The sequence below is a fragment of the Solirubrobacter deserti genome (assembly GCF_027587175.1).
GTDB classification, from domain to species: domain Bacteria; phylum Actinomycetota; class Thermoleophilia; order Solirubrobacterales; family Solirubrobacteraceae; genus Solirubrobacter; species Solirubrobacter deserti.
This window is the reverse complement of sequence record NZ_JAPCID010000027.1, coordinates 18,708-45,333: the sequence shown is the minus strand read 5'-3', so window position 1 is coordinate 45,333 and position 26,626 is coordinate 18,708. Positions and strand designations below refer to the sequence as shown.

Annotated in this window: 24 protein-coding genes and 2 pseudogenes; 12 read left to right on the top strand and 14 right to left on the bottom strand. The window is 72.0% G+C overall.

The features are described from left to right. Positions 1 to 8: 8 nt before the first annotated feature. The 10 genes and pseudogenes from OJ962_RS18800 to OJ962_RS18760 all read left to right on the top strand — a co-directional run bounded on the left by OJ962_RS18800 (position 9) and on the right by OJ962_RS18760 (position 9,929). Positions 9 to 1,061: an amidohydrolase family protein gene (locus OJ962_RS18800; protein WP_202952030.1), complete on the top strand. Its 1,053-nt coding sequence runs from the start codon at positions 9 to 11 to the stop codon at positions 1,059 to 1,061. Next, a complete protein-coding gene (locus tag OJ962_RS18795; protein WP_202952029.1) occupies positions 1,058 to 1,699 on the top strand; it encodes a metal-sulfur cluster assembly factor in 642 nt (213 codons plus the stop codon). Before OJ962_RS18800 ends, OJ962_RS18795 begins: the two co-directional genes overlap by 4 nt. Further along, entirely contained in the window at positions 1,696 to 2,724 is a 1,029-nt protein-coding gene (locus tag OJ962_RS18790) for an NAD(P)-dependent alcohol dehydrogenase (protein WP_202952028.1), read from the top strand. The genes OJ962_RS18795 and OJ962_RS18790 overlap by 4 nt, the downstream gene beginning before the upstream one ends. 18 nt (positions 2,725 to 2,742) lie before the next feature. Then, positions 2,743 to 4,392, top strand: a complete 1,650-nt coding sequence (gene groL / locus OJ962_RS18785; RefSeq protein ID WP_202952027.1) for a chaperonin GroEL — start codon at positions 2,743 to 2,745, stop codon at positions 4,390 to 4,392. A gap of 55 nt (positions 4,393 to 4,447) precedes the next feature. Further along, the gene (locus OJ962_RS18780) at positions 4,448 to 5,554 is read left to right on the top strand and encodes an amidase (RefSeq protein ID WP_202952026.1); all 1,107 of its coding nucleotides are present in this window, start codon (positions 4,448 to 4,450) and stop codon (positions 5,552 to 5,554) included. Beyond that, on the top strand, positions 5,551 to 6,822 hold the full coding sequence (locus tag OJ962_RS18775; RefSeq protein WP_202952025.1) for a cytochrome P450: 1,272 nt from the start codon (positions 5,551 to 5,553) through the stop codon (positions 6,820 to 6,822). The genes OJ962_RS18780 and OJ962_RS18775 overlap by 4 nt, the downstream gene beginning before the upstream one ends. Positions 6,823 to 6,832: 10 nt before the next feature. Further along, the gene (locus OJ962_RS18770; protein ID WP_202952024.1) at positions 6,833 to 7,465 is read left to right on the top strand and encodes a hypothetical protein; all 633 of its coding nucleotides are present in this window, start codon (positions 6,833 to 6,835) and stop codon (positions 7,463 to 7,465) included. A 60-nt stretch (positions 7,466 to 7,525) separates the two neighbouring features. Then, a pseudogene (locus OJ962_RS34475) lies at positions 7,526 to 7,957 on the top strand (peptidoglycan-binding domain-containing protein); the annotation flags it as partial. A gap of 156 nt (positions 7,958 to 8,113) precedes the next feature. Further along, positions 8,114 to 8,350: pseudogene (locus OJ962_RS34470) on the top strand (M23 family metallopeptidase); the annotation flags it as partial. 73 nt (positions 8,351 to 8,423) lie between these two features. Next, positions 8,424 to 9,929, top strand: coding sequence for a Kelch repeat-containing protein (locus OJ962_RS18760; protein ID WP_270006528.1), 1,506 nt, complete (start codon positions 8,424 to 8,426; stop codon positions 9,927 to 9,929). A 212-nt stretch (positions 9,930 to 10,141) separates the two neighbouring features. Here OJ962_RS18760 and OJ962_RS18755 read toward each other — a convergent pair whose 3' ends face one another. The 13 genes from OJ962_RS18755 to OJ962_RS18695 all read right to left on the bottom strand — a co-directional run bounded on the left by OJ962_RS18755 (position 10,142) and on the right by OJ962_RS18695 (position 21,327). Beyond that, positions 10,142 to 11,008, bottom strand: a complete 867-nt coding sequence (locus OJ962_RS18755) for a putative metal-binding motif-containing protein (RefSeq protein ID WP_270006535.1) — start codon at positions 11,006 to 11,008, stop codon at positions 10,142 to 10,144. Positions 11,009 to 11,079: 71 nt separating this feature from the next. After that, a complete protein-coding gene (locus tag OJ962_RS18750; RefSeq protein ID WP_270006527.1) occupies positions 11,080 to 11,472 on the bottom strand; it encodes a hypothetical protein in 393 nt (130 codons plus the stop codon). A gap of 591 nt (positions 11,473 to 12,063) precedes the next feature. Next, entirely contained in the window at positions 12,064 to 12,360 is a 297-nt protein-coding gene (locus OJ962_RS18745) for an RNA polymerase sigma factor (RefSeq protein WP_202952018.1), read from the bottom strand. Positions 12,361 to 12,380: 20 nt separating this feature from the next. Beyond that, a complete protein-coding gene (locus OJ962_RS18740; RefSeq protein WP_202952017.1) occupies positions 12,381 to 12,587 on the bottom strand; it encodes a sigma factor in 207 nt (68 codons plus the stop codon). Between the two features lie 40 nt (positions 12,588 to 12,627). Further along, the gene (locus OJ962_RS18735; RefSeq protein WP_202952016.1) at positions 12,628 to 13,140 is read right to left on the bottom strand and encodes a hypothetical protein; all 513 of its coding nucleotides are present in this window, start codon (positions 13,138 to 13,140) and stop codon (positions 12,628 to 12,630) included. A 25-nt stretch (positions 13,141 to 13,165) separates the two neighbouring features. Continuing rightward, the gene (locus OJ962_RS18730) at positions 13,166 to 14,185 is read right to left on the bottom strand and encodes a LacI family DNA-binding transcriptional regulator (RefSeq protein ID WP_202952015.1); all 1,020 of its coding nucleotides are present in this window, start codon (positions 14,183 to 14,185) and stop codon (positions 13,166 to 13,168) included. Next, a complete protein-coding gene (locus tag OJ962_RS18725; protein WP_202952014.1) occupies positions 14,182 to 15,294 on the bottom strand; it encodes a mannitol dehydrogenase family protein in 1,113 nt (370 codons plus the stop codon). The genes OJ962_RS18730 and OJ962_RS18725 overlap by 4 nt, the downstream gene beginning before the upstream one ends. Further along, positions 15,291 to 16,580: an MFS transporter gene (locus OJ962_RS18720; protein WP_202952013.1), complete on the bottom strand. Its 1,290-nt coding sequence runs from the start codon at positions 16,578 to 16,580 to the stop codon at positions 15,291 to 15,293. Before OJ962_RS18720 ends, OJ962_RS18725 begins: the two co-directional genes overlap by 4 nt. Before the next feature lie 55 nt (positions 16,581 to 16,635). Next, complete coding sequence (locus OJ962_RS18715) at positions 16,636 to 17,367, bottom strand: enoyl-CoA hydratase/isomerase family protein (protein WP_202952012.1); 732 nt, start codon at positions 17,365 to 17,367, stop codon at positions 16,636 to 16,638. Continuing rightward, entirely contained in the window at positions 17,364 to 18,491 is a 1,128-nt protein-coding gene (locus tag OJ962_RS18710) for a CaiB/BaiF CoA transferase family protein (RefSeq protein WP_202952011.1), read from the bottom strand. Before OJ962_RS18710 ends, OJ962_RS18715 begins: the two co-directional genes overlap by 4 nt. Beyond that, entirely contained in the window at positions 18,488 to 19,621 is a 1,134-nt protein-coding gene (locus OJ962_RS18705) for a pyridoxal-phosphate-dependent aminotransferase family protein (RefSeq protein WP_202952010.1), read from the bottom strand. The genes OJ962_RS18710 and OJ962_RS18705 overlap by 4 nt, the downstream gene beginning before the upstream one ends. 24 nt (positions 19,622 to 19,645) lie before the next feature. Continuing rightward, a complete protein-coding gene (locus tag OJ962_RS18700) occupies positions 19,646 to 20,734 on the bottom strand; it encodes a Gfo/Idh/MocA family protein (protein WP_202952009.1) in 1,089 nt (362 codons plus the stop codon). Further along, positions 20,722 to 21,327 (bottom strand): TetR/AcrR family transcriptional regulator, encoded by a 606-nt coding sequence (locus OJ962_RS18695; protein ID WP_407697524.1) that lies wholly within the window; start codon positions 21,325 to 21,327, stop codon positions 20,722 to 20,724. The genes OJ962_RS18700 and OJ962_RS18695 overlap by 13 nt, the downstream gene beginning before the upstream one ends. An 85-nt stretch (positions 21,328 to 21,412) precedes the next feature. Between OJ962_RS18695 and OJ962_RS18690 the strand changes: the two genes are divergently transcribed. Together OJ962_RS18690 and OJ962_RS18685 are read left to right on the top strand one after the other, a co-directional pair. After that, entirely contained in the window at positions 21,413 to 24,163 is a 2,751-nt protein-coding gene (locus tag OJ962_RS18690) for an FAD-binding and (Fe-S)-binding domain-containing protein (protein WP_202952007.1), read from the top strand. A 9-nt stretch (positions 24,164 to 24,172) separates the two neighbouring features. Next, on the top strand, positions 24,173 to 25,492 hold the full coding sequence (locus OJ962_RS18685; RefSeq protein ID WP_202952006.1) for an SLC13 family permease: 1,320 nt from the start codon (positions 24,173 to 24,175) through the stop codon (positions 25,490 to 25,492). On the opposite strand, the gene OJ962_RS18680 is transcribed toward OJ962_RS18685, so the two are convergent. Continuing rightward, positions 25,489 to 26,625, bottom strand: a complete 1,137-nt coding sequence (locus tag OJ962_RS18680; RefSeq protein ID WP_202952005.1) for a D-alanyl-D-alanine carboxypeptidase — start codon at positions 26,623 to 26,625, stop codon at positions 25,489 to 25,491. The two genes, OJ962_RS18685 and OJ962_RS18680, sit on opposite strands and share 4 nt — an antisense overlap. Between the last annotated feature and the right edge of the window lies 1 nt (position 26,626).

Genomic DNA, 26,626 nt, shown 5'->3' with positions numbered 1-26,626 from the left:
GAGAGCGGATGTACGAGAAGGACGGGGAGAAGTACTTCATCGTCGACAGCCACCTGCACTTCTGGGACGCCTCGCCGGCGAACTGGGTGAAGGGCCAGGAGGAGTTCGCCAAGGGCTGGATCGAGTGCTTCCACGCCTATCAGGGCCTCGGGCCGGCGGACACGCACTGGACGCTCGAGCACTTCCAGAAGTACTCGGTCGAGGACTTCGAGAAGGACGTGTTCACCGAGGGCTACGTCGACCGGGCGATCTTCCAGTCGACGTACCTGAAGGAGTGGTACACGACCGGCTTCAACGACATCGAGCAGAACGGGTCGCTGCTGGACCGCTTCCCGGGCAAGCTCATGGTCAACGGGCGCTTTGACCCGCGTGACGGCGAGGCCGGCCTGGAGCAGCTCGAGGCCGATCACGCCAAGTACGGCATCAAGGGGCTCAAGCTCTACACCGCCGAGTGGAACAACGGCTCGCGCGGCTGGAAGCTGACCGACCCCGAAGCGCGGCCGTTCTTCGACAAGTGCGTCGAGCTCGGCATCAAGAACATCCACGTCCACAAGGGCCCGACGATCTGGCCGCTGGACAAGGACTCCTTCGACGTGTCCGACGTCGACCACGTCGCGACCGACTACAACGGCGAGCTGAACTTCATCGTCGAGCACGTCGGCCTGCCGCGGATCGAGGACTTCTGCTTCATGGCGACGCAGGAGCCCAACGTCTACGCGGGCCTGTCGGTGGTGATCGGCGGCCTGATGCACGCGCGCCCGAAGTTCTTCGCGAAGGTCATGGGCGAGCTGCTGTTCTGGGTCGGCGAGGACAAGATGCTGTTCGGCTCCGACTACGCGATCTGGGAGCCGAAGTGGCAGATCGAGGGCTTCGTCGACTGGGAGATGCCCGACGACGAGGCGTTCTCGGACTTCCCGCGGCTCGGCGTCGAGGGCAAGAAGAAGATCCTCGGCCTCAACGCGGCGAAGCTCTACGACATCGAGGTCCCCGAGGAGTACCGGATCCCGGTGCCGCCGGAGGAGCCGGCGCGCGAAGAGAGCGCGGTCGCGGTTCACCCATGATCACGCGCCCCCGAGTCCTCGAGGCGCTCGGGACGGTCTACGACCCGGAGCTCGACGAGCCGATCACCACGCTCGGCTTCGTCGGCTCCGTGGCCGTGGACGGTGGTTCCGTGGCGGTCCGCCTCCGGTTGCCGACGCCCCAGTGCGCGCCCAACTTCGCGTTCCTGATGGCCGCGGACGCCTCCCGCGCGCTGTGGCGACTGGAGGGCGTGACGTCCGTGGACGTCGTGCTCGAGGATCACTACACGGGGGCCGAGATCAACGCCACCGTCAACGCCGGCGGATCGTTCAGCGACGCGTTTCCCGGGGAGACGCGCGGGGAGCTGGACGCACTGCGCGCGCTGTTTCAGCGCAAGGCGTTGCTCGCCCGGCAGTCGCGGTTGCTGTCCGAGGTGCCGCGACGGCTGGGCGACCTGCACGGGCCGGAGGCCGACCGCTGCCGTGAGCTGCGGCGGGCGCTCGGGATCGACGCGTCCGACGAGGCCGCGCCGTTCGTCACCGGCGACGGCGTGCCGGTCGACGCGACCGATGTGCGCTTCCGGCGGATGGCGTCGATGACCGCGCTGTCCCTGGAGACCAACGGCCATCTGTGCCGCGATCTGCTGCGAGTTCGATACGGGGAGGAAGCTGCCGCATGATTGCCGCGCGTCTGCACAACTACCACGAGGCGTTGAAGGTCGAGGAGATCGACGAGCCGAAGATCGTGGGTCCCTACGACGTGATCGTCAGGATCGGCGCCGCGGGGCTGTGCCGCACCGACCTGCACATCCAGGAAGGCCAGTGGGCGGAGAAGTCGGGCGTGGCGCTGCCGTACGTGCCCGGGCACGAGAACGCGGGCTGGATCCACGAGGTGGGCTCCGGCGTGACCAACGTCGAGGTCGGCGACACCGTGATCGTCCACCCGTTCATCTCGTGCGGGCTGTGCCGGCCGTGCCGCAAGGGCGACGACATGCACTGCGTCAACGGCGAGTTCCCGGGCATCGGGCGCGACGGTGGCTTCGCGCAGTTCCTGCACACGAGCGCTCGCTCCGTCATCAAGCTCGATCCGTCGCTGCACCCGACGGACATCGCGGCGCTGGCGGACGCGGGGTTGACGGCGATCCATGCCGTCAAGAAGGCGATCCCCGTGCTGGGCGCGGGCACGAAGGCCGTGGTGATCGGCGCCGGCGGGCTCGGCCACATCGGCATTCAGTGCCTGAAGGCCTACACGCCGACCGAGATCATCGTCATCGACCCGTCCGAGCAGGCGCTCGAGCTGGCGCGCGAGACGGGCGCCGACCACACCGTGAAGGTGGACGGCTCGCAGCGGGAGCTCGTGCGCGAGCTGACCGACGGGATGGGCGCCGACGCGATCATCGACTTCGTCGGTGAGAAGGGCGCGATCGAGGACGGCGTCGAGATGGTGATGGACGGCGGCTTCTACTACGTGATCGGCTACGGAGAGAACATCAACGTGCCGACGATCGACATCATCTCGCGCGAGATCTCCTTCATCGGGAACCTCGTCGGGACCTACGTCGACCTACAGGACCTGATGACCCTGACCGCGCAGGGCAAGGTCAAGCTGCACACCTCGCAGTACCCGCTCGACGCCATCAACGACGCGATGGCGGATCTGGACAACGGACGGCTGCAGGGCCGCGGGATTCTCGTCCCGGCCTGAGCTCGGAGGACATAGACGATGGGCAAGCGCCTCTACTTCAACCACGAGGCTCGATTGTTGCTGCAAGCGGGCGTGGACGAGCTGGCCAACACGGTGAAGGTGACGTTGGGTCCGAAGGGCCGCAACGTGGTGCTCGAACGGCTCGCCGGCGCGCCGACGATCACCAATGACGGCGTCACGATCGCGCGCGAGATCGAGCTCACCGACCAGTACAAGAACATGGGCGCGCAGCTCGTCCGCGAGGTCGCCAACAAGACGTCCGACCAGACCGGCGACGGCACGACGACCGCGACGCTGCTCGCGCAGGCGATCGTGCGTGAGGGGATGCGCGCGCTCGAGGAGGGCGCCAACCCGATGCTCCTGCGCCGCGGGATCGAGGAGGGCGCGGCGGCGGTCGTGGTTGAGCTCGGCCGGATCGCGCGGCCGGTCGAGGGTCCCGACCTGGTCAAGGTGGCGACGATCGCCGCCAAGGAGGACGAGGGCATCGGGCGCGTGGTCGCGGAAGCGCTCGAGCGCGTCGGCTCCGACGGCGTGGTGACGATCGAGGAGACCGAGGAGCCGGGCGTCACGGTCAAGTTCGTCGAGGGCATGGTCGTCGAGAACGGCTGGCTCTCCCCCTACATGGTCCGCGACCAGGAGCGGATGGAGACGGTCTTCGAGAACCCGCTGATCTTCATGACCAACCGGGCGTTCAAGCACCCGAACGACCTGATGCCGGTCCTGCAGGCGGCGGGCCGCGAGCCCGGGCGGCCGATCGTGATCCTGTGCGAGAACGCCGAGGCGGCGGCGCTCGGCATGCTCGTCCACAACAACTCCGCCGGGACCGTGCAGGCCGTGGCCGTGCGCGCCCCCGGCTTCGGGCACCGGCGCATCCAGCATCTCGGCGACCTGGCCGCGTTCTGTGGCGGGACGGTCATCGCGGAGGAGGCCGGGTTCGGGTTGGACGACGTCGCTCTGGAGCACTTCGGCACCGCGCGGCGCGTCGTGTGCACCGCGGACGACTGCACGTTCATCGAGGGCGGCGGGACCTCGGACGCGGTCGCCGGGCGGCTCGCGCAGCTGCGTGTCGAGCTGTCGCGGGCCGTCCACGACCGCGACATCGAGATCCTGCAGGAGCGGATCGCGCGGCTGTCCGCGAACCTGGCCGTGATCCGCGTGGGCGCGCCGACCGAGCCCGCTTTGAAGGAGCGCTTCCGGCGCACCGAGGGCTCGCTGGCGGCGACGCAGGCGGCGGTCTCCGAGGGGGTGGTCCCGGGTGGCGGTACGGCGTTGCTGCGGTCGGCGACGGCGCTGGACGCGCTGGAGCTCTCCGGCGACTACGCGCGCGGCGCGGAGATCGTCCGTTCCGTGCTCTCGGAGCCTCTGTATTGGATCGCCTCGAACGCGGGCTATGACGGGCAGGCCGCGATCGACCAGGTGCTCGCCGCGCCGGCCGGGCACGGGCTGAACGCGCTCACCGGCGAGTTCGGTGACCTGTTCGAGAAGGGCGTGATCGATCCAGTGCGTGTGACGCGCCTGTCGCTCGAGCACGCGGCCTCGGTGGCGGCGCTGCTGCTGACGACCGAGGCGCTCGTGGCCGAGGAGCTGATCGCCCAGCCGGGCGCGATCGTCGCCCCGGGCTTCGGCGACCTGGCGGAGGGCCTCGCTCGCCCGTCCTCACCGATTTAGACAAGCCTCACTTTCCTAAAGAGGGACTGTCCCTCTTTAGGAAAGCGTGCCGATTGTGACTAATGCCTTCGTTTCTCGACGTGAGCCCGGTCCGCCGCGGCCGGGCCCGCTGTCGGGCGTCCCGTTCTCGGTCAAGGACAACATCGAGGTCGCGGGCTGGCCGCTGTCTTTGGGGGTCCACGCGAACGCGCCGGTGTCGTCGCGGACGGCGCCGGCCGTCGCGCGGTTGCTCGACGCCGGCGCGGAGCTGATCGGCAAGACGAACCTCCCGCCCTACGGCGGCGGGATCGAGACCGTCAACGACGTGTTCGGGCGCACGTCGAACCCGTACGACCGGTCGCGCACGGTCGGTGGGTCTTCCGGCGGTGAGGCGGCGGCGGTCGCGAGCGGCGAGTCGCGGTTCGGGCTCGGGTCGGACTCGGGCGCCTCGGTCCGGCTGCCCGCGCACTTCTGCGGGCTCGCGGCGCTGAAGCCGACCGCGGGCCGGGTGCCGGTGGACGGGGTCGTGGACGACCTCGGACCGATCGCGGCGATGAGCGACCCGCGGACGCAGGTCGGCGTGCTGGCACGGTCGGTCGCGGACGTCGCGCTGGTGCTGTCGATCATCGAGGACCGCCCCCGGCCCGGTTTAGGCATGCCTGACTTTCCTAAAGAGGGACAGTCCCTCTTTAGGAAAGCGCCGTCGCTTCGCGTGGGCCTGTGGCTGGACGACGACGTGTCTGCGGAGACCGCGAGCGTGGTGCGCGCGGCGGCCGAGGTGCTGGGCGCGGAGCCGGTGTCGATCCCACGCGGCGGCCACGAACTCACGGTGGCCATCTGGAAGTCCTACGGCGACGGTGCCGTGGGCTACGACGTGCTGCGGCGCTGGGACGCGTTCCGCGAGCAGTGGCGGCGCTTCGGCGAGACGTGCGACCTGCTGCTCTCCCCCGTGTTCCCGGATCCGGCGCCGCTGCACGGCGCGCTGACCGGTGCGCCCGACCGGACCCACTACACGAACGTGCACAATCTGACCGGGTGGCCGGCGGCGACCGTGCGCTGCGGCGCGAGCGCGGACGGGCTGCCGATCGGCGTGCAGGTCGCGGCGCGGCCGTGGGAGGATGAGGTCGCGCTGGCTGCCGGTGGTGTCCTGCAGCGGGCTCTGGGAGGCTACGTTGCTCCATGACCGCCGTTCCCGGACCGACTGAGTCGGCTGCTTGGCAGACCGCGCGCTGGCTCGCGCGGCCGATCCGCTTTCTCGAGGACAACCGGCGCCGTTACGGCGACGCGTTCCAGGTCATGTTCCGCGGCTTCAAGACGCCGCTGGTGATCGTCTCGCACCCGGACGTGCTGCGGGCGCTGTACGGCGAGCGCGGGCACCGGATGCCGCCGGGGCGGCAGATCACGCTCAAGCCGCTGGTCGGCGCACGGTCGCTGTTGCTGCTGGAGGGCGATGAGCACCTTTCGCGCCGGAAGGTGATGCTGCCGCCGTTCCGCGGGGACCGGATGCGCGCGTACGAGCCGATCATGCGCGAGGCGACCGAGCGGGCGCTGGCGTCCTGGCCCGTCGGCCGCGCGTTCTCGGTCCACGGGTCGATGCAGTCGATCACGCTCGACGTCATCCTCCAGGCCGTCTTCGGCGTCGAGGATCCGGCGCGCCGCGCGCGGCTGCACCAGCTGCTCGGAGAGCTGCTGGCGGCGACGACGTCGATGTCCTTGCAGGTCCAGGTGCTGTTCGGCCGGACGGCGCCGCTGGAGCGGCTGCACCAGATGGCGCGCGACCTCAACGGCCTCCTGCTCGAGGAGATCGCCGCGCGGCGGCAGGCGCCGGGGCAGGACATCTGTTCGCTGCTCGTCCAGGCCCGCTTCGAGGACGGCAGCGGCATGGCGGACGAGGAGATCCGCGACCAGCTCATGACGCTGCTGCTCGCCGGCCACGAGACCACGGCGACCGGTCTGGCGTGGGCGCTCGACCTGCTCGTCCGGCACCCTGACGTGCTCGAGCGCGCCCGCGGCGGCGACGAGGCGTACCTGCGCGCCGTCGTGAGCGAGTCGCTGCGCCTACGGCCGGTCGTGCCCCTCGCCGGCCGCCGATTGGCGGTCCCGCTGGAGGCGGACGGGCTGTCGCTGCCGGCGGGCACGGACGTCACGCCCGCCATGTGGCTCACCCACACCCGCGCCGAGGAGTACCCGGACCCGTACGCATTCCGGCCCGAGCGCTTTGAGTCGAGTCCTCCCTCCACCTACACGTGGATCCCGTTCGGCGGCGGCGTGCGCCGCTGCATCGGCGCGCCCTTCGCCGAGCTGGAGATGCGCGTCGTGCTCGCGGAGGTGCTGGCGCGGTTCGACCTGCGCCCCGCCGCCCGCGGCGCCGAGGGCATCGCCCGCCGCAACGTCACCTTCTCGCCTCGCCACGGCACCCGCGTGATCGCCTCCGCGCGCGTCGGCGGGTAGTGACTGCGTCGTGGCCACACGACGACTCCTGCTCGGCGACTGGCACCCATGGGTGCGCGACCCGATCGACCTCCTGCGCTGGACCCTGGTTGCCGGCGCGGCCATCTTCGCCGCTCTGGGTGACTCCTTCGCCGCCACGCTCCTCGGCGGCGCCGCCGCGCTCGCGTGGCTCGTGCGGCCGGTGCTGCTCCCCCGCGCCTACGACCTGTTCCTCGTGCTGGCGCTCACGCTGCAGGCCTGGGGTGAGGCGCTCGGGTTCTACGACACGCTGCCGTGGTTCGACAACATCGTGCACTTCTCGCTCCCGTTCTTCTTCGCCCCGACGCTGTACATCGTCCTCGCGCGGCTCGACGTCGTGCCGGACCCGCGGGACGAGACGCACGGCCGCCACTACGCGGGGATCGCGATCATCACGTTCGCGCTCGGAGTGGCGCTGGGCGGGCTGTGGGAGCTGTGGGAGTACTTCTCCGACCGGACCCTCGGCTCGAGCCTGCAGATCGACAACACCGACACGGTCGGCGACCTCGCCGCGGACTCGCTCGGGTCAGCGGCCGGGGCGGCGCTGCTCGTGGTCTGGGCGCGCTGGGGCTGGGGATCGGTGCGGCGCATCCCGGGCGAGAATCGCTTCGAGGCAGCGAAATAGCAGGAAATTGGTTGTCAGTGCGCGAACATTCGCGCGTTGTCCCGACTGTTCCGCACATGGGTGGTGCTGGCCGCGGCGCTGCTGCTCGTCGTGCCGGCGAGCGCGTCCGCCGCGAGCCCCCGTGTCGCCGCGCTGCAGGTCGCGCTGCGCCACCACGGCGTGTACTCGGGCACGGTCGACGGCGTCTCCGGGCCCGCGACGGCGGCGGCGCTGCGGCGCTTCCAGGCGCGGCGCGGGCTGAGCGCGGACGGCGTCGTCGGCCCGCGCACCCGCCGCGCGCTCGGCGCGCTCGGCCGCCATCCCATCGGCAGCCGGCCACTACGGCCCGGCCACAGCGGCTGGGACGTCGCGGCGCTGCAGTTCGCGCTCGCGGTCAAAGGCTTCCCGGGCGGCCCGGTCGACGGCGGGTTCGGCGCGCGCACGGCGGCGGCCGTCCGGCGCGTGCAGATCTATGCGGGCCTGCCCGCCGACGGCGTCGCGGGACCGGCCACCATGGCCGTCCTCCGGCGTCCCGGGCCGGCGACCCCGCCGCTACGGATGCCGATCGCCGCGCCGATCGGCGACCGCTACGGCCCGCGCGGCAACAGCTTCCACGCGGGGCTCGACTTCCCCGCGCCGGCCGGCACCACGGTCCGCGCCGCCGCGTCCGGCCGGGTCACGTACGCGGGGTTCGCGACCGGCTGGGGCCTCGTCGTCACCGTCGACCACGGCGGTTGGAAGACGCGCTACGCGCACCTCTCGCGGGCGACCGTCTCCCCCGGTGAGGCGGTGAGCGCCGGTGAGCGGGTCGGGCTCGTCGGTGCGACCGGCTTCGCGACCGGCCCGCACCTGCACTTCGAGGTCGTCGTGCGGGGCGCAAACGTCGACCCCGCGCGCGGCCTCTGAGCGCGTTTGGACGTATATTCCCTTCCCTCACCGGTGGTGGGTCGCTTCAGTACCGGTTGTGAACAGTCGCCGTTTGATTCCGGTCGTCTCCCTCGTCCTGCTCGTTGCGCCCGTCGCGACCGCACACGCCGCCGTGGGCACGTGGTCGGACGCGGGCTCGATGACCGACCAGCGCGGCGGAGCGGCCGCCGCGAAGCTCGCCGACGGCAGCGTGCTGGTGGCGGGCGGCGCCCGCGCCACCGTGCTCGACACGGTCGAGCGGTTCGATCCGGCGGCCAACCAATGGTCTCCACTGCCCAAGATGCGCCTGCCACGCTCACAGGCGCCGGCCGTCACCCTCCCCGACGGGCGAGTGCTCGTGCCGGGCGGCCGCCACACCAACTACGACGCGACCGACTCGGCCGAGGTCTATGACCCCAAGACCGGGCGGTGGGACGATGCGGGCACGCTCGTAGAAGCGCGCGGCTATCACGACGCGGTCCTGCTCGCGAACGGGCAACCGCTCGTGATCGGCGGCGACGGGCTCTACGACCGCGCGACAGGGGCGGAGCGCTGGAACCCTGCGACGAACCAATGGAAGGCGACCGGCCCGGTCGTGACCACGCGCTTCCAGCCCGCCGTCACGCGCCTGGCGGACGGCAGGGTCTTCGTCGCCGGCGGCTGGAACGGCGACGAACTCGACAGTGCCGAGATTTATGACCCGATCGCGGACGCGTGGACCGCGACGGCGCCGATGGGCGAGCGGCGCGGACACGCGGAGGCCGCACTACTTCCCGACGGTCGCGTCCTCGTGGCGGGCGGCTACGGCTTCGAGAACCGCCACCCGACCGCCAGCCGCACCGCCGAGATCTACGACCCGCGGAGCAACACGTGGACCAGGACCGCCGACCTCGCCACTCCGCGCGGCGAAGGGTCCGCGATGGTCACGCTCGCCGACGGACGGCCGGCGATCACCGGCGGCTTCTGGTGGAGCGTCGTGAACCCCGGCGTCAACGGGGGCCTGCCGACTTGGTCCGGTGACCGCTACGAGGACACGCTCGAGATCTTCGATCCCGCTCGCGGCACGTGGGCGCTCTCCTCGACGATGAAGCGCGGACGTGCGGGTCACGTCGCGCTGGCACTCAATGACGGCTCGCTCCTGGTCGCCGGCGGATTCTTCGCGGGCACCGTCGCCGAGCGTTTTACGCCGCCCGCGGTGCCGACCCCGACCCCGGACCCCCCGGCCGATCCCGCGCCCACGGCCACGGCCACGCCCACGCCCTCGCCGTCCCCCGCGGCTGTCCCCGGCCGCGTGGCGTTCCGGTCGAACCTGAAGCGCATGACCCTGAGTCGCTCCGGCGCGCTGGCCGTCAAGGTGCGCTGTGACGACACCGGCGACTGCAAGGACTCACTTGTGCTGCGCCGAGGCAAGGTCGTGCTCGCCCGCGCCCAGGTGTCGCTCCCGCGCAACGCGGTCGCGACGGTCAAGCTCAAGCTCTCCAAGTCCGCGCGCGGCAAGCTGTCGCGCCGCGGGACGAAGCTGACGCTCGAGCTGCCCCGCCAGCGCGTCTCGCTGGCGTTGACCGTCAAGCGCGCCTAGTGGCAGGCGCGCGCGGGCCTCGTGCTATGGCACGGGACCGCTGAGTCATCGCCGACCCGGGGCCACTCGCCGTCGTGCTGCGCGAACGGGCTGGGTGACGGTCATCGCGGCATCAGACCGATCAGGATGGCGATGATGCCGGAGCCGACGATGATGGTGTTGAGCATGGGCGGAGGTCTATCCCGCCCACGTTGGCGAAAGCTTGGGCGGACTCAGCAGCGGATCGCGTTCGTCAGGCCCGGCGGCGTGCAGTAGGTGCGGCCGTTGCTCATCTTGCGCCGCTGCACCTCGTAGCGGCGCACCTTGCCGATCATGTTGGGCGCGCTGATGACGACGTCCAGGGTGATGTTCGGGCGCAGGCGCCGGCCTTTGACGAGCGTGAGCAGCTTCGCGGTGCCGTCGGCCTTCGCCGTCGCCCGCTTGGTCTTGAACGCGCACCGCTTGCCGCGGCAGCGGACCAGGATCTGCGCGGCGGGCGGCGCGTCCCGCACCTCGAGCTTGGACAGGCGCACCCCGCCACCGCGGTGCCCATTCCAGAGCACGGTCACGACGGCGGCGATCGACGCGGGCGCGTCGCCGTTGAGGCAGTCGTCGTCGAGCTCGTTGCCCGGGACCTCCGGCGCGCCCGGACGCACCGCGGAGTTCGTGTCGTTGCAGTCGGTCGGCGGGGAGACGCCGTCGGCGTCGCGGTCGACGGGCGGCGGGAGCGTGGGCACCGCGATGGTGACGACGAGGTCCTGGAAGTCGCCGTCGCCGAGGGAGTCGTCCCAGCCGATGCGCCAGGTCCCGCCGGTCTGCTCGATCCGCGCGTGTGTGGGGTCGACGGAGAGGAACGTCTTCTCGCCGTCGGTGAGCCGCAGCACGATCTCGGTGCCCGCCGACATCGCGCCGAGCTGCACGGTCTCACCGCCGCGGCAGTCGGCGCAGAGGTCCACCGGCGACGGCGAGGCCACGGCCATCCCGAGCACGTTGAGCGCCGACTTGGACTGCACCAGCACCGTCACCGGGCCGTCCCGGTCGAGCTTGATCGTCGGCACCGCCTGCGCGCTCGCGCTCGCCGGCAGCGCACACGCCAGCACCAACGCCAACACCACGATCCTTCGCACTGCACCCTCCCGCCTGCCGCCTGCCTCCACCCGTCAAGTGTGCCTCATGGCGTCGTGCGGAGCGAGCGCAGCAGCGCCTCCCGCTGGGCCGCGTTGCCGCCGAAGACCGCGATCCAGCCGGGTCCGGCGCGGCGCGCGCTCACCAGTTCACCCGTGGAGACGACCGCGCCGCGCGCCGGCTCGGCGGCCATGCCCGGGAGCAGCGGCGCGGGCTTCGCGGGGTCGGCAGGATCGACCAGCACCGCGGCGCGCAGCCGGCGCTGGCCGCGATAGAAGACCGTGGTCGAGCAGCTCAACAGCGCCGGTCCGGCGACCCGGGGCGGCTCGCTCGGGAAGCGCGAGAGCAAGGTGGCCGAGACGGCGCGGAAACGGTCCGGGCGGTCGGTGCGCAGCGCGCACGGCCGGTCCGGCGGGTCCGCCGCGTCGACCTTGCGCACCGGCAGGCGAGCTGCGTCCGCGGCCCCAGCCTCCCGGCGGATCGTCGTCCTGCAATCGCCGGCCTCGCGCGTCGAAGAAGCGGATGTCCGGACCGGGTTCGCCGCGCACCGTTGCGATTGCGAGCTTCCACGGCGCGGGCACGCCGGGGTCGGCCCGCGGGACGATCCGCCGCCCGCCGGGCAGCTCCACGACGGCGACGCGCTCGTCGACGACCATGCCCAACACGCCTTCACGCGGGCCAACCATGCCGATGCCGATGATCTGCGGCCGCCCGGGCGGCGCGGCCGGACCACACCCGGACCCGGCCGCGCCGGAGCGCTCGCGCCGCAGCGACAGCGACGCGCACCAGCCGATCGCGCCCGCGGTGAGGTCGGGGCGCAGCTCGATCGAATACTGCTCGCCCGTCGTCGGCACCGTCCCGCGCGCGGGCCGGGACGGCTCGTCGCGCACCACCACCGCGGTCGCCACACCGCCGCCGGCGAGCACGGACGCGCCCAGCAGCGCAAGCAGCCCGCGGCGCCCGCGGCGCCACACCGGACGTGAGCGCGCCGCCGCGACGAGGTTGTCCCGCAGCGCGTCGAACGGATCGTTCATCGGTCCTCCAGTCCGCGGCGCAGAGCCGCCAGGCCGCGGGAGACACGCTGGCGCACGACCTGCTCCGAGCAGCCGACGTCCTGCGCGATCTCCGGGTACTCCTGCTCGCCCACCACGCGCCGCAACACCGCCTCGCGCTGAGAAGCGGGCCACCGCGAGAGCGCCGCCGCCAGGTCCACCGACGCGCGCTCCTCCACCCGCGCGAGCTGCTCGTCGTCGAGCACCATCGGGGGCATCCCCAGCCGGACGCGCGCGGCGTCGGCCACGCGGCCGCGCCGGGCGGCGTCGACCATCAGGTTGCGCGCGATCCTGATCAGCCAGGCCTCCGCGGCCAGCGCCTGGCATCGAACTGCAGCCGCCGCTCGAGCGCCCGCGCGAACGTCTCGGCGACGAGGTCGATCGTCAGCTCCGGCCGCCGCACCCGCCGCCCCACGTACGCGGTCACCATGCCGACGTGGCGCTCGTAGAAGACGCCGAAGTCCTCGGCGCCACCGCGCAACAGGTCCACGTCAGCCCGCATCCACCCGCTTCTACGCGCGAGCGGCCGTGCTGTGACGAAGCTACGCGGTCGGCAGGTACTGGCTGGCCGCGACCAGGCGCGACTCGCGCAGGTCGGTGATGCGCTCGAAGCGCGTCTCCAGCACGGTCAGGTCGAGCAGGATCAGACGCTCGTAGCGCGCCTCGACCCAGGCGACGAACGCGACGTACGCCCCCGCACCCGCGAGCGTGGCCAGCACGGCCAGCGCATCCGGCATCCCCAGCAGCGCCGCCAGCCAGAGCGCGAGCGCCGCGCCGCCGATCGGCGCCGTCGCCCACGCGCCGACGCGGTCACCGCGCAGCCAGAACGGGACCCCGTCCAAGGCGTCGTCGAGCAGACGCCAGCGGCCGCCGAAGGCGAAGATCCAGGGCAGGCCTCCCAAAGCGAGGACGACCGCGGTCGCCAGCGCCCACCCGCCTGCTCCTGCTCCGACGGCCGCGAACGTCAAGCAAGCCAGCGCGCCATACCCGAGTGCCAGCGCGACACGCCGGTCGGCGGTCTGGCGGGCGGGATCGAGCGTGCGTAGGTCGAGCATGGCCGCATCGATCGTTTCGTCGCGCTCACGTGCGCTCCTCCCGCTGCAAGGAAACCGTCGAGGCGCGTACGCGCAGGTCGGGCTCGGCGTCCAGGACGGAGGAGCGCGGCGGTGCGCCCGCGAGCATGTCGGCGAGGATCTCGACACCCTCGGCCGCGAGCGGCCCGATCGGCAGCGCGATCGTCGTCAGCGGCGGGTCCAGGAAGTGCGCGATCGGCAGGTCGTCGTAGGCGATCACCGAAAGCGTTTCCGGCACGACGCGGGCAGCGCCCCGAGCGGCGTGCAGCACCCCGATGGCCTGTGCCAGCGAGGAGACGAAGACGGCGGTCACGTCCGGGTGCTCGCGCAGCAGTCGTTCGCCCGCGGCCGCGCCGCCCGCGGGCGTGAACGGCCCGTGGGCCACCGGCGGCAGCGGCACGCCCGCCGCGGTCGCGGCGGCCAGGAACGCGCGCTCGCGACCCTCCGTGGACTGCACGCCGCGGGGTCCCGCCACGTGCCCGAGCCGCACGTGCCCGAGCTGCGCCAGGTGCGTGAAGGCCAACCGCGCCGCGCTCTCGACGTCCACGGTGACGTTCGCCAGCGCGCCCTCGACGGAGCGGTTGACGAACACGTGCGGCACGGGATGGCGGCGCAGCGCTTCGAGCAGGCGGTTCGCGGGCCGCGCGGACGCGATCAGCAGCCCGTCGATGCGCCCGCCCTCGACCAACGCGGTGAACGCCTCGTCGGCTTCCTGCTCCTCGGTGTCCTCGGCCGCGAGCAGCACGTAGCCGCGGGCCCGCGCGGCGCGGTAGGCGAAGCGGATCATCTCACCGTAGGCGGGGTTGGAGAGCTCGGGGACGAGCATCGCCAGCGCGCCCGTGCCCGGCACCGCGAGCGCCCGCGCGACCGGGTGGGGCCGGTACTCGAGCCGCTCGGCCGCGGCGTGGATGCGCGCACGGGTGTCCGCGCGCACCGACAGCGACGGGTCGTCGTTGAGCACGCGTGACGCCGTCGCCTTCGAGACGCCCGCCGCGCGCGCGACGTCCTCGAGCCGGACCCGTCTCACAGCTCGCTCCGCAATGCGGCGCGCAGCCCGTCGGCGGCGATCCGCTGGCGCCACTCGCCCACCCGCTCGACCGCGTCCGGCTCGAACATCGACACGTCGCCGCCGGGCTCATGCTCGAGCCAGGCCGCGATCGCGAGCGCGACCCAGCGCCCGCGCAGCCCGCCGAAGCGGGCGGGAAGCTTCTGCTGGCCGTCGAGCGCGATCTGCTCGAGCCGGTGGCCGATGCGCGGGTTCGACCAGCGCGCGTCGAGCGTCGCCCGGTAGTCGTCGACGTCGAGGCCCGGGACCTCCGGCAGCGTGGGGATCAAGTCGTCGGTGGCGAGCCGGTCGGCGACGGCGCGCAGGTCCTCATCGGCCCACGCGTCGGCGACGGTGACGTGCCCGAGCGCCAGCCCGGCGTACGCGAGCAGCGAGTGCGTGCCGTTGAGCAGCCGCAGCTTGAGCGCCTCGTGCGGCGCGCTGGACTCCACGAACAGCGCGTCCCAGTCCGGCCGCGGACCGTCGAAGTCCTCGATCACCCACTGGCGGAACGGCTCGGCCACCACCGCGCCCCGGTCCTCGGCGCCCAGCTCGCGCGCCACCACCGCCAGGTCTTCCGGCGTGGTTGAGGGCACGACCCGGTCGACCATCGAGCACGGAAAGCGGTGCCCGCCGCCGCCCACCAGCCGCTCGAGCACCTCGCCGTTGCGCGGCAGGTTGTCGAGCGAGAGGACGGTGAGCGGCGTCTCGCGCAGCGCCAGCGCCTCACGCAGCAACGCGATCACGGGCGAGTCGTCGGTGTAGGCCTTCTCGGTCACGGTCAGCGTCACGATGTCGGCGTCCGCGATCGCCGACAGCACCCAGTCGTGCTCGGACGGCGCGTGCAGCACGTCGCACACGCATTCGATCACGCGCAGGGCGTCCCGCTCGGCGCGCTCGATCAACGTGTACGCGCCGCCCTGCGGGTCGAGCGCCTCGACGACGTCGCGCCGGCGCGGCGCGACGCCCACGATCCCCCAACCACCGGCGTCCTCGGTGTACTCGGCCAGATGCGCCCGCGCGAACGCGCCCAATCCGAGGTGGACGATGCGCGGGTGCCGGGGCCGTCGCGAGCGCTCGAGCCGCCTCACGCCTCGACCATGTCGACGTCCTTCGTCTCGCGCGAGGCCACGAACGCGGCCAGGGAGATCAGGCAGGCCACGATCATCCACACCGCGACGAGCCACGGCTCGTCGTCCCCCCAGCCCAGCAGCGCGACCGAGAGCGTCGGTGAGAAGCCCACCAGCGCGGCGCCCAGCTCCCGCGAGCCGGCGAAGCCCGTGTAGCGCACGTCGGCCCCGAACAGCTCGGCGTTGAACGCGCCCTGGACGGCGATCATCGGCCCGAGCCCGATCGCCAATCCGATGGTCAGCGCCAGCCAGATCACGGCGGGTGAGCCCGTGTCCACCAGCAGCCAGAACGGGAACGCGTACAGCGCGGTGAAGATCACGCTCCACAGGTTCAGCGGCTTGCGTCCGATCCGGTCGCTCAACGCCCCATAGACGGGCTGCAGCAGCACGCCGACGAACGCGGCGACCACGACGCCGCCGAGTGCCGTGGTTCTCGAGAGGTCCAGCTGATCGGTCACGTACGCCACCGAGAACGTCACGAAGATGTAGATCACGGCGGTGTCGGCGATGTGCGCGCCGGCCGCGACCGCGACCGACTTCGGGTAGCGCTTGATCGTGTCCAGCACCGGCACCTTGACGACCTTGCGCTGCGCGCGCAGCGCCTCGAACACCGGCGACTCCTCGACGCGCAGCCGGAAGTACAACGTCACGAAGATCATCAGGAACGAGATCAGGAACGGGATCCGCCAGCCCCACGAGTTGAGGTCCTCGTCGGGCAGCTGGCCGACGATCAGGAACGTGAGCGTGCCGAGCACGAGCCCGGTCTGCACGCCGAGCTGCGCGAACGAGCCGTAGAAGCCGCGGCGCTCCTTCGGCGCGTGCTCGGCCAGCAGCGTCGAGGCGCCGCCGAACTCCGCGCCCGCGCCGAGGCCCTGGCAGACGCGCATGAGCGTGAGCAGGATCGGCGCCCAGATGCCGATCGAGTCGTAGGTCGGCAGCAGGCCGATGACGCCCGTGGAGATGCCCATCAGCAGCGTCGTGACCACCAGCGTCTCGCGCCGCCCGATGCGGTCGCCCATGTTGCCGAACAGCACGCCGCCGAGCGGCCGCACGGCGAAGCCGACGCCGAAGGTCGCGAACGCCGCCAGTGTGCCCGCGCTGCCCTCCTTGTCATTGAAGAACAGCTCGTCGAACACCAGCGCGGCGGCGGTGCCGTAGATGAAGAAGTCGTACCACTCGAGCGCGGTGCCGACGACCGAACCGGCCAGCGCGCGCCGAAGGGCGCTGCTGCGTGGAGCCTCGTCCATAGGTCTCTACCTCCCACTCAGGGAGGTCACCGGTAAACCGGTTGCCTAAACCGGTCTACCGATTGAGGAAGCGTTGGACGTTGGTGCGGAACTCCTCGCTGCCATACGCGAGGCGGATCAGGTCCTCACCTTCGGGGACCACGCGGCCACGCCGCAGCGCTTCCTTGGTGACCTGCATCGTGATCGGCGAGTGGTCAGCCAGCGTGGTGCACAGGTCGGCGGCCCAACCCTCGGCGTCCTCGACGACCGCGCTCACGAACCCGATCTGCAGCGCCTCCTCGGCCTCGATCGGCCGCGCGCGGAAGATCACGTCCTTCAGGCGAGGCGTGCCGAGCGCCGCCCCCAGCCGCGCGTAGTTGGCCATCGAGAGGCAGTTGCCGACGGTGCGCGCGATCGGCATCCCGAACGTCGCCGACGGCGTCATCACGCGCAGATCGCAGCACGCCGCGATCGCGAACCCGCTGCCGAACGCGAACCCCTCGACGAGCGCGACCGTCGGCTTCTTGACGGCCTCGAGCCGGTCGAGCACATTGTCAATCCGGGTCTCGTAGATCACGCCGTCCTGCGCGGTGGCGAACTGCGTGAACTGGCGGATGTCGGTGCCGGCGACGAACGCGCGGCCGCCCGCGCCGCGCAGGACCATCACCTTCACCTCGTCGTCGAGGTCGACCTGGTCGCACGCCTCCACGAGCTGGTCGTACATCTCAAACGTCATCGCGTTGTGCGCCTCGGGGCGGTTGAAGGTCACCCACGCGGCGTCGCCGCGCCGCTCATACTCGACGCTCACCCGTCGAGCTCCGCGAGGATCTCGTCGCTGTGCTGTCCGAGCAACGGCGCCGGCCGCCGGACGCTGCCCGGCGTGGCGCTCAACTTCACGGGGATGCCGAGCCCGTAGACCGTGCCGGCCTCGGGATGCTCCATCTCGACCACCATCTCGCGTGCGTGCGTGTGCGGATCGTCGACCACCTGCTGCACGTTATGCAACGGGCCCGCGGGCACGCCCGCCGCCAGCAGCAGATCCACCCATTCGGCGGTGTCGCGTGCGGCCAGCGCGGCCTCCAGCTCGGCCACGAGCGCGGGCCGGTTCGCCATCCGGTCCGGGTTCTCGAGGAAGCGCGGGTCGTCGATCAGCTCCGGCCGGCCGATCGCCTCGCACAGCCGCGCGTAGAGCTTGTTGGAGTTGCCGCCGACGGTGACGTGGCCGTCGCGCGTGCGCAGCGCCTGGTAGGGCGCGCTGATGCGGTGCGCGGAGCCGAGCGGCTGCGGGACGTTGCCCGTCGACCACAGCTCGGCCGTCTCCCACACCGTCAGCGCCATCGCGCCCTCCCACAGCGAGGTGTCGATCCGCTGGCCCTCCCCCGTGCGCTGGCGGGCGTGCAGCGCGGACAGGATGCCGATCGCGCAGAACAGTCCCGCGGACAGGTCGGACACTGGCACGCCGGCCTTGATCGGGTTGCCACCGGGCTCGCCGGTGACGCTCATCACGCCGCTCATGCCCTGCGCGATCAGGTCGAACCCGGGCCGCTGCGCGTACGGCCCGGTCTGCCCGAAGCCGGAGATCGACGCGTAGATCAAGCGCGGGTTGAGCGCGCACAGCGTCTCGTAGTCGGCCTGCAGCTTCGCCGCCACGCCCGGCCGGTAGTTCTCCAGCAGCACGTCGGCGGTCTTCACCAGCCGGTGCAGCGTCGCCTGGTCCGCCGCGTCCTTGAGGTCGAGGGCGATCGAGCGCTTGTTGCGGTTGACGGCCCGGAACGCCGGCTCGCCCATCGAACGCCGCGTCTGGTCGCCGCCGTCGCGCGGCTCGACCTTGATCACGTCCGCGCCCATGTCCGCCAGCACCTGCCCGCAGAACGGGCCGGCCATGATCTGCGTGAGCTCGAGCACGCGCACGCCCTCGAGGGCGCCGCTCATGTCTTGAGGACCTCAAGCGCGGGGGTCAGCCCGTCGCCGACGTCGTGGCCGGCGAGCTGCAGGCCCATCTGCACCCCGGCCAGCGTCCCCGCGAGCATCAGGTCGTTGAAGTCGCCGAGGTGGCCGATCCGGAACACCTGGTCCTTGAGCTTGCCCAGCCCCGCGCCCAGCGACATGTCGTAGCGCTCCAGGATCATTCGCCGCACCTCGTCGGAGCCGTCGAGCAGCACCGCGGTGAGCGAGCCGGAGAACTCGCGCTCGTCGAGCGCCAGCACCTCCAGGCCCCAGCCGTGGACGGCGGCGCGCGTGGCGGTCGCGTGGCGCGCGTGGCGGGCGAACACGTTGTCGAGGCCTTCCTCGCGCAGCATCGCGATCGCCTCTTTGAGTCCGTAGAGCAGGTTGGTCGCGGACGTGTAAGGCCAGAAGCCCGCCTCGTTGGCGGCGATGATCGGCTTCCAGTCCCAGTACGAGCGCGGCATCCGCGCGTCGCGCGAGGCTTCCAGCGCCTTCTGGGAGACGGCGTTGAAGCTCAGCCCGGCCGGAAGCATCAGGCCTTTCTGCGACCCGCCGACGGTCACGTCCACGCCCCACTCGTCGTGGCGGTAGTCGATGCTGGCCAGCGAGGAGATCGTGTCCACGAGCAGCAGCGCGTCGTGGTCACCCATCGCCGCGCGCACGTCGGCGATCCGGCTCGTGACACCCGTGGAGGTCTCGTTGTGGACGACCATCACGGCCTTGACGTCGTCGTCGAGCGCGTCCGCGATCCGCTCCGGGTCGGCGCCGTGGCGCCAGTCGCCCTCCAGCCAGACCACGTCGAGCCCGAGCCGCTCGGCCATCTCTCGCCAGAGCGTCGCGAAGTGCCCCGTCTCCGACGCGATCACCTTGTCGCCGGGCGAGAGCGTGTTGACGATCGCCGCCTCCCACGCACCCGTGCCGGACGCGGGATAGATGACCACCGGGCCTTCGGTCCCGAACACCCAGCGCATGCCTTCGAGCACCTCGAGGCCGAGCTGCGCGAACTCCGGCCCGCGGTGGTCGATCGTGGGCGCGTCGATGGCTCGCAGCACCCGGTCTGGAACGTTCGTGGGACCGGGGATCTGCAGGAAGTGGCGACCGGGGCGATGGGACATCGCTGCGGTCGTACCCGTTTGGCGTCAGTTCATCAGCTCGACGCGGCGGCCGGTGGCGGCCGAGCGCGTGATCGCGTCCAGCAGCCGGTGGCGCGCCACGGCGTGCGCGAAGTCCGGCACGGTCGCGGTGCCGTGCAGGAGGTCGTCGCGGATGGCGGCGTAGGCGTGCGCGAGCGCGTGGCTCTGCGTTCCGGCCAACTGCGGGTAGGCGTCGTAGCGCTCGGGCAGTGCGAGCTCGGCCGGGGGCGCGTAGCCGCGTGCCCCGCGCACGGACACGGGGTTGATGTTGGGGTGGCTCGGAGCGGTGACCTCGAGCGTCCCCTCGGTGCCGTCGACGGTGAGCGAGAAGCCCGGGCCCGACAGGGTGCCGCCGCGATAGTGGGCCGAGAGGACCGCGCCGCTCGCGAGCGTGCCGGACACGGCGATCTGGTCCTCGGCCGTCATCGGGACGGTGCGTCCGGTGCCTTCGAGCTCGACCTGCGGGCGGCGGGTCGCGGTCGTCGCCACCAGCTCCTCGAGCTCGCCGACCAGCAGCGCGACGGCGTCGATCGCGTGGCCGAACGCGATCGTCAGCATCGTGGCGCCCTGCGCGCGATCGAGCGTGTAGCGCCCGCGCTCGGACGTCGAGGCGCCCCAGCCGGACGAGGACGCCACGACGGTGGCCGACAGCACGTCGCCCACGTAGCGCTCCGCCATCAGGTCGGCGAGCCAGCGGAACGCCGGCGCGGACCGTCCCTGCAGCCCGACGAACGTGCGGGTCCCTTCCGCGGCCTGCTCGAGCTCCTGGGCCTCGGCGAGATCCAGAGCGAGCGGCCACTCGCTCAGCACCGGCACCCGCGCCTGCAGCGCCGGCAGGATGAGCGCGCGGTGCTGCGGCACCTTGACCGCGACGACGACCAGGTCGACGCCCGGGTCCTGCACCAGCGCCTCGACGGACGCGTACGCGGGCACCCCGTGGGCCTCGCCCGCGGCGCGGGCCGCCTTGGGGGAGCTCGCGGCGAGCGCGCGCAGCTCGATCCCGTCCACCGCGGCGAGCGCGGGCAGGTGCGCCTTCGCGGCCCAGCCGCCGCCGGCGCTGAGCCCCACGATGCCGACGCCGATCACGGCGCCCACTGCCTCAGCGTCGTGTCCACGATGCGCTGCAGCGCGTCCCGGTCCAAGCCGTTGGCGGCCTGCACGGCGATGCCCTGCGCGACCGTCGACACGTAGGTGGCCAGCTCGTGCGGATCGGCGTCGGCCGGCAGGTCGCCCTCGTCGACCGCGCGCCGAAAGCGCTCCTCCAGCCGCACGGCCGCGGTGTTGCGCCACTCGACGAGCGCCTCATGGGCGCACCGGTTGCCGTCGCTGGCGGGCAGCGCGGCCTGGACGCCCAGGCACCCCGCCGGGCTGTCGGGCCGGGTGGTCGTCTCGGCCGCTCCGCGCAGCAGCGCCTCCACCACGGCGCGCGCCGTCGGCTCCTCCAACGCGCGCTGCGCGTACCCGGCCGGCCCGTCCGCGTAGCGGTCCAGGACCTTGAGGAACAGCTGCTCCTTGTTGCCGAAGGCCGCGTACAGGCTCGTCTTATTGATGCCCATCGCGTCTGTGAGCGCGGTCAGGCACGCCCCCTCGTAGCCGTGCTCCCAGAACACGTGCATGGCGCGTTCGAGCGCCTCGTCGGCGTCGAAGCCGCGCGGTCGGCCGATGGTGGCGTTCCCCATGCCCTGCATCCTAGTCACTTCTGTACCGACCGGTTTTGAACGCGCGTGCCCGCTCGACGTTTGGTGCCCTGCCCGGAGCGGGGACTGAGTCGTCATGGGGGAGTTGGCTCTCGCGCTCGGGCGCGAGCTGGTGGGAGAGGTCCGCGACGACGAGTACACGCGGCACCTGTTCGCCGCCGACGCGAGCGCGTACGCGGTCGAGCCGGCGGCGGTGGCGTTCCCGCGCACCGCCGAAGACGTGAGCGCGGCGGTGCGGATCTGCGCCGAGCGCGGCGTGCCGGTCGTGGCGCGTGGCGGCGGCACGTCGCTCGCGGGCCAGACCGCCGGCGGGCGCGGGCTGGTGCTCGACTTCTCCCGCCACATGAACGTGATCGACGCGATCGATCCGGACGCGCGCCGTGTGCGGGTGCAGCCGGGGGTCGTGCAGGAGGACCTCAACCGCGCCGCCAAGCGGTTCGGCCTCGGCTTCGGGCCGGACACGAGTACCTCCAACCGGGCGACGCTCGGCGGCATGATCGGCAACAACTCGAGCGGGTCGGAGTCGATCGTGCACGGCACGACCATCGATCACGTCGAGGAGCTCGAGGTGGTGCTGGCCGACGGCAGCCAGGCCACGTTCTCGCGCGACTCGACGCACGCCTTCGACGAGCCGGTGAAGGCCATCCTGCGCGAGCACGCGCGCGCCATCGCCGAGGACTATCCCAAGCATTGGCGCCAGTCCGGCGGCTACCGGCTGGATCGCATGGAGCCGTTCGACCTCTCGAAGCTGATCGTGGGCAGCGAAGGGACGCTCGCGATCGTCACCGCGGCGACGGTGCGGCTGGTCGAGCTGCCGAAGGCGAAGATGTTCTCGGTCGGGCACTTCGCGTCGGTCGCGGACGCGATCGCGGCCACGCAGGACGCGCTCGACCTGCATCCGTGGGCGGTCGAGATGATCGACCGCACGATCCTCAGCCTCTCGCGCGCGAAGCTCGAGTACCGCAAGCTGTCGGACCGGCTGGAGGGCGACCCCGGCGCGCTGCTGTTCGTCTCATTCGCGGGCGACACCGACGACGAGGTGCGCGGCAAGCTCGACGCGCTGGCCGCCGCCTGGCAGCAGCACGGTCACGGCTACCACACGCTGCGCGCCGAGACGGCCGCCGAGCAGAACGAGCTGACCAAGGTGCGCAAGGCGGGCCTGGGCCTGCTGATGGCGTCGTCGGAAGGCCGCAAGCGTCCGGCCGCGTTCGTGGAGGACACCGCGGTGGCGCCCGAGCGGCTCGGCCCCTACGTGGAGCGCTTCGCGCAGATCCTCGACCGCCACGGGCTCGAGGCCGGGTTCTACGGCCACTGCTCGGTCGGTTGCCTGCACATCCGCCCGTTCATCGACCTGTCCGAGGACGTCGAGACGTTCCGCACCGTCGCGGAGGAGATCAAGGACCTGGTCGCCGAGTTCGACGGCGTCAACTCCTCCGAGCACGGCGACGGCCGCGTGCGCTCGGAGTTCAACGAGCGCATCTTCGGCCCTGAGCTGTACGGCGCGATGCGCAAGGTCAAGACGCTGTTCGACCCGCACAACCGGCTCAACCCGGGCGTGATGGTGGACCCGGCGCCGATGACGGCCGACCTGCGCGACGCGACGCTGCCCAAGCGCCCGAACCCGCTCGTCACCCACCTCGACTTCGGTGAGGGCGGGATGTACGCCGCCGCGGACCGCTGCCAGCGCATCGGCGCCTGCCGCAAGACCGGGCAGGGCGTGATGTGTCCGTCCTACATGGCCACGCGCGAGGAGGAGCACGCCACGCGCGGGCGCGCCAACGCGCTCGTCAAGGCGCTCTCCGAGCCCGACCCCGCCAAGGCGATGGGCGACGAACGCCTGCACGAGATCCTCGACCTCTGCCTCGAGTGCAAGGCGTGCAAGAGCGAATGCCCGCTGAGCGTCGACATGGCGTCGATGAAGAGCGAGTTCCTCAGCCACTACAACGCCATCCACGGCACGCCGCTGCGCTCGCGCGTGTTCGCCGGCATCCGGACGCTCAACCGGCTCGGCAGCGCGTTCGCGCCGCTCTCGAACCTGCCCGCGCCGACCGGCCTGCTCGGCATCACCAGCAAGCGCCCGCGCCCGGTGTTCGAGCGCGAGAACCTGATCCGCTGGAACCGCAAGCGCGCGCGCCGCACGGGCCGCCCCGTGACGTTCCTCGCCGACTCGTTCACGACCTTCACGGAGCCGGGTGTCGGCCGCGCGTCGATCGAGCTGCTGACCGCCGCGGGCTACGACGTGCGGTTGGAGCACGCCGGTTGCTGCGGGCGGGCGAGCATCTCCAAGGGCCTGCTCGACGACGCGCGCGCGAAAGCCGAGTCGCTGACCGAGCGCCTGCTCAAGACCGAGGGCCCAATCACAGGCTGCGAGCCCTCCTGCCTGATGACGTTGCGCGAGGAGCACGTGCAGCTGCTCGGGGACCGCGGGATCGCGGAGCGCACGCGGCTGGTCGAGGAGCTGCTGCTCGACAGCGAGCTGCCGCTGCGCAACGACACGCCGCAGCGGATCGTCTTCCACGGCCACTGCCACCAGAAGGCACTCGCGGGCACGGCCTCGACGGTGCAACTGCTCAAGCGCATCCCCAACACGGAGGTCGTCGAGCTCGACGCCGGCTGCTGCGGCATGGCGGGCTCGTTCGGGTTCGAGTCAGAGCACTACGAGCTGTCCATGCGGATCGGCGCCCTGCGCCTGTTCCCCGCGGTCCGGAGAGAGCCCGCGGAGACGCTCATCGCGGCGACGGGCGTGTCCTGCCGCCAGCAGATCCAGCACGGCACGGGGCGCGCGGCGCGCCACCCCGTGCAAATCGTCCGGGACGCACTCGAATAGGAGAGCGAGATGTCTCAGGAAGTCGTATCGATCCTCGTGCTGGTGGCGATCTTCGCCATCGGCACGCTGCGCCCGATCAACATGGGCCTGCTCGGCATCGCCGCCGCGTTCATCGTCGGAACGGCGATCGGCACGGACGAGGACACGATCTTCGCCGGCTTCCCCGGCGAGCTGTTCATCATCCTCGTCGGCGTCACCTACCTGTTCGCGATCGCCAACAACAACGGCACCGTGGACTGGCTCGTCCACGCTGCCGTACGCGGCGTCGGGGGGCGCGTGGCGTTCATCCCGTGGGTGATGTTCCTCGTCACCTCGGTGCTGACCTGGGTGGGAGCGGTCGTCCCGGCCGCCGTCGCGATCATGGCGCCGATCGGCCTCGGGTTCGCCGTCCGCTACCGCATCAACCCGGTGCTGATGGGCCTGCTGATCATCAACGGCGCCACCGCGGGCGGCTTCTCGCCGATCTCGGTGTTCGGCTCGATCACCAATGGCGTGGTCAACGACGCCAACCTCGAGGGCAACCCGACGCTGCTGTGGATCTCCTCGTACCTGTTCAACCTGGTGCTGAGCATCGTCGTGTTCTTCCTGTTCGGCGGGCGCGAGCTGCTGACGCGCCGCGTGGACACGGACCCGGAGGCGACCGAGCGCTTCAACCGCGAGCGGACCGAGACGGGACAGCCGGTGATCGGCGGCGGCGCCGTCGACGTCGCGGCCGAGTCCCCGGGCCTGAACCGCGAGCGGGTCATCACGCTGGTCGGCATCGTCACGCTCGTCGGCCTCGCGGTCGCGCCCGGGATCGACTGGAACCCGGCCTTCATCGCCGTCACGATCGCGGTCGTCCTCTCGCTGCTGATGCCGCACGTCACCAAGGACGCCGCGGCCAAGGTCGCGTGGCCGACCGTGCTGCTGATCTGCGGCATCGTGATGTACGTCGAGCTGCTGCGGGAGATGGGCACGATCGACTGGCTCGGTGAGACGGTCGCCGACGTCGGCACCCCGCTGATCACCGCGCTGCTGATCTGCTTCATCGGCGCGGCGGTGAGCGCGTTCGCGTCCACCACCGGCATCCTCGCGGCGCTGATCCCGCTCGCGGTGCCGTTCCTCTCCCAGGGCGAGATCGGCGCCGTCGGCGTGATCATCGCGCTCTGCATCGCGTCCTCGGTCGTGGACTCGAGCCCGTTCTCGACCTCGGGCGCGCTGACGGTGGCCAACACACCCGAGGAACGGCGCGACCGCGTCTACCGCAGGCTGCTGCAGTGGGGCATGAGCATGATCATCATCGCCCCGGTCACGGCGTGGGCGATCTTCGTGCTGCCGGGCTGGCTCTAGCGCCGTCCGAGCACGCCCGCGATCTGGTCGTGGACCCGCCGCGCGCGCTCGGTGGCGGGTCCGACGGTGAGGACGGCGAAGATCCGGCCGCGGCAGATGCCGGCCAGCGTGGTCGTCTTGGCCGAGCGCAGCGTGCCCGTCTTCGCCCGGCACCCGCTGGGCACGGTGCGGCCGCGTAGCGTCCCCTCGCCGCCCTTGGCGAGTGAGCGCCGGAACGTCGGGCGCCGGTCCATCTGGCGCAGCAACCGGGCGACGTCGCGCGGCGTGGCCTGCGAGCCCGCGACGAAGCCCGCGCTGTCGGCCAGTCGCGGCTGCACTTTCAGGTGCGTGCCGACGACGGCCTCGACCGCGTCCGCGCCCGCCGCGCTCGTGCCGGGACGGCCGCCGCGGGCGGCGAGCAGCTTGCCCAGCGTCTCGGCGGTCACCGCGCTCGAGTCCGTGTTGGTCGTCTTGATCAGCTCGGCGAGGTCGCCGTCGACGGTCGCCAGCGGCGGGATCGGCGGGCGCGTGCCGGAGACCGCGCCGTTGGGGATCACGACGCCGACCGCCTCGAGCAGATCGTCAAAGTGGGCGGCCGCGGCCGCCGCGGGGTCGGTCTGGTACGGGCCGCCGGGCGTCGCGCGGCCGTGCTCGAAGCTGAGCGCGCCGACGACGCCGTCGAACTCCTGGTCGAAGCCGCCGCTGGTCGCGGGGCCGCCGATCGCGGCGTCGAACAGTGAACCGTCGCCGACGACGCGGCCGGTGATGCGACGGACGCCGGCCGCGGTGACCGCGTCGCGCAGCCGGGTGAGGCCGGTGTCGTCCAGGCCGGCGTCACCGCCGCCGCGCAGGACGATGTCGCCGGTGAGCGTGCCGTCCGGCCCGAGCGTCCCGGCGAGCTCGACGGCGGTGCTCGGCGGCGCGGACAGGCCGAGCAGCGCGGCGCTGGAGGTGAACAGCTTCGTCACCGAGCCGAGCGGGCGGCGCGTGGCGGGGCGCACGGCAGCCAGCGTGCGGCCCTTGGTGTCGGTGACCACGAAGCTCGTCTTGGCGCCGAGCGAGCGCGCGAGGCGCTCGACCTGCGCCTTGTCGGTGCGCGAGAGCGGCGCCGCCTGCGCGGGAGCCGCGATGGCCGCCAGGACGAAGGTGGTCACA

Bases quoted from the DNA above. Each gene is read 5' to 3' on its own strand.
- OJ962_RS18800 (WP_202952030.1), top strand. From the start codon at position 9: ATGTACGAGAAGGACGGGGAGAAGTACTTCATCGTCGACAGCCACCTG.
- OJ962_RS18795 (WP_202952029.1), top strand. From the start codon at position 1,058: ATGATCACGCGCCCCCGAGTCCTCGAGGCGCTCGGGACGGTCTACGAC.
- OJ962_RS18790 (WP_202952028.1), top strand. From the start codon at position 1,696: ATGATTGCCGCGCGTCTGCACAACTACCACGAGGCGTTGAAGGTCGAG.
- groL (WP_202952027.1), top strand. From the start codon at position 2,743: ATGGGCAAGCGCCTCTACTTCAACCACGAGGCTCGATTGTTGCTGCAA.
- OJ962_RS18775 (WP_202952025.1), top strand. From the start codon at position 5,551: ATGACCGCCGTTCCCGGACCGACTGAGTCGGCTGCTTGGCAGACCGCG.
- OJ962_RS18745 (WP_202952018.1), bottom strand. From the start codon at position 12,360: ATGGTCGACGCCGCCCGGCGCGGCCGCGTGGCCGACGCCGCGCGCGTC.
- OJ962_RS18740 (WP_202952017.1), bottom strand. From the start codon at position 12,587: ATGCGGGCTGACGTGGACCTGTTGCGCGGTGGCGCCGAGGACTTCGGC.
- OJ962_RS18735 (WP_202952016.1), bottom strand. From the start codon at position 13,140: ATGCTCGACCTACGCACGCTCGATCCCGCCCGCCAGACCGCCGACCGG.
- OJ962_RS18720 (WP_202952013.1), bottom strand. From the start codon at position 16,580: ATGGACGAGGCTCCACGCAGCAGCGCCCTTCGGCGCGCGCTGGCCGGT.
- OJ962_RS18710 (WP_202952011.1), bottom strand. From the start codon at position 18,491: ATGAGCGGCGCCCTCGAGGGCGTGCGCGTGCTCGAGCTCACGCAGATC.
- OJ962_RS18705 (WP_202952010.1), bottom strand. From the start codon at position 19,621: ATGTCCCATCGCCCCGGTCGCCACTTCCTGCAGATCCCCGGTCCCACG.
- OJ962_RS18695 (WP_407697524.1), bottom strand. From the start codon at position 21,327: ATGCAGGGCATGGGGAACGCCACCATCGGCCGACCGCGCGGCTTCGAC.
- OJ962_RS18690 (WP_202952007.1), top strand. From the start codon at position 21,413: ATGGGGGAGTTGGCTCTCGCGCTCGGGCGCGAGCTGGTGGGAGAGGTC.
- OJ962_RS18685 (WP_202952006.1), top strand. From the start codon at position 24,173: ATGTCTCAGGAAGTCGTATCGATCCTCGTGCTGGTGGCGATCTTCGCC.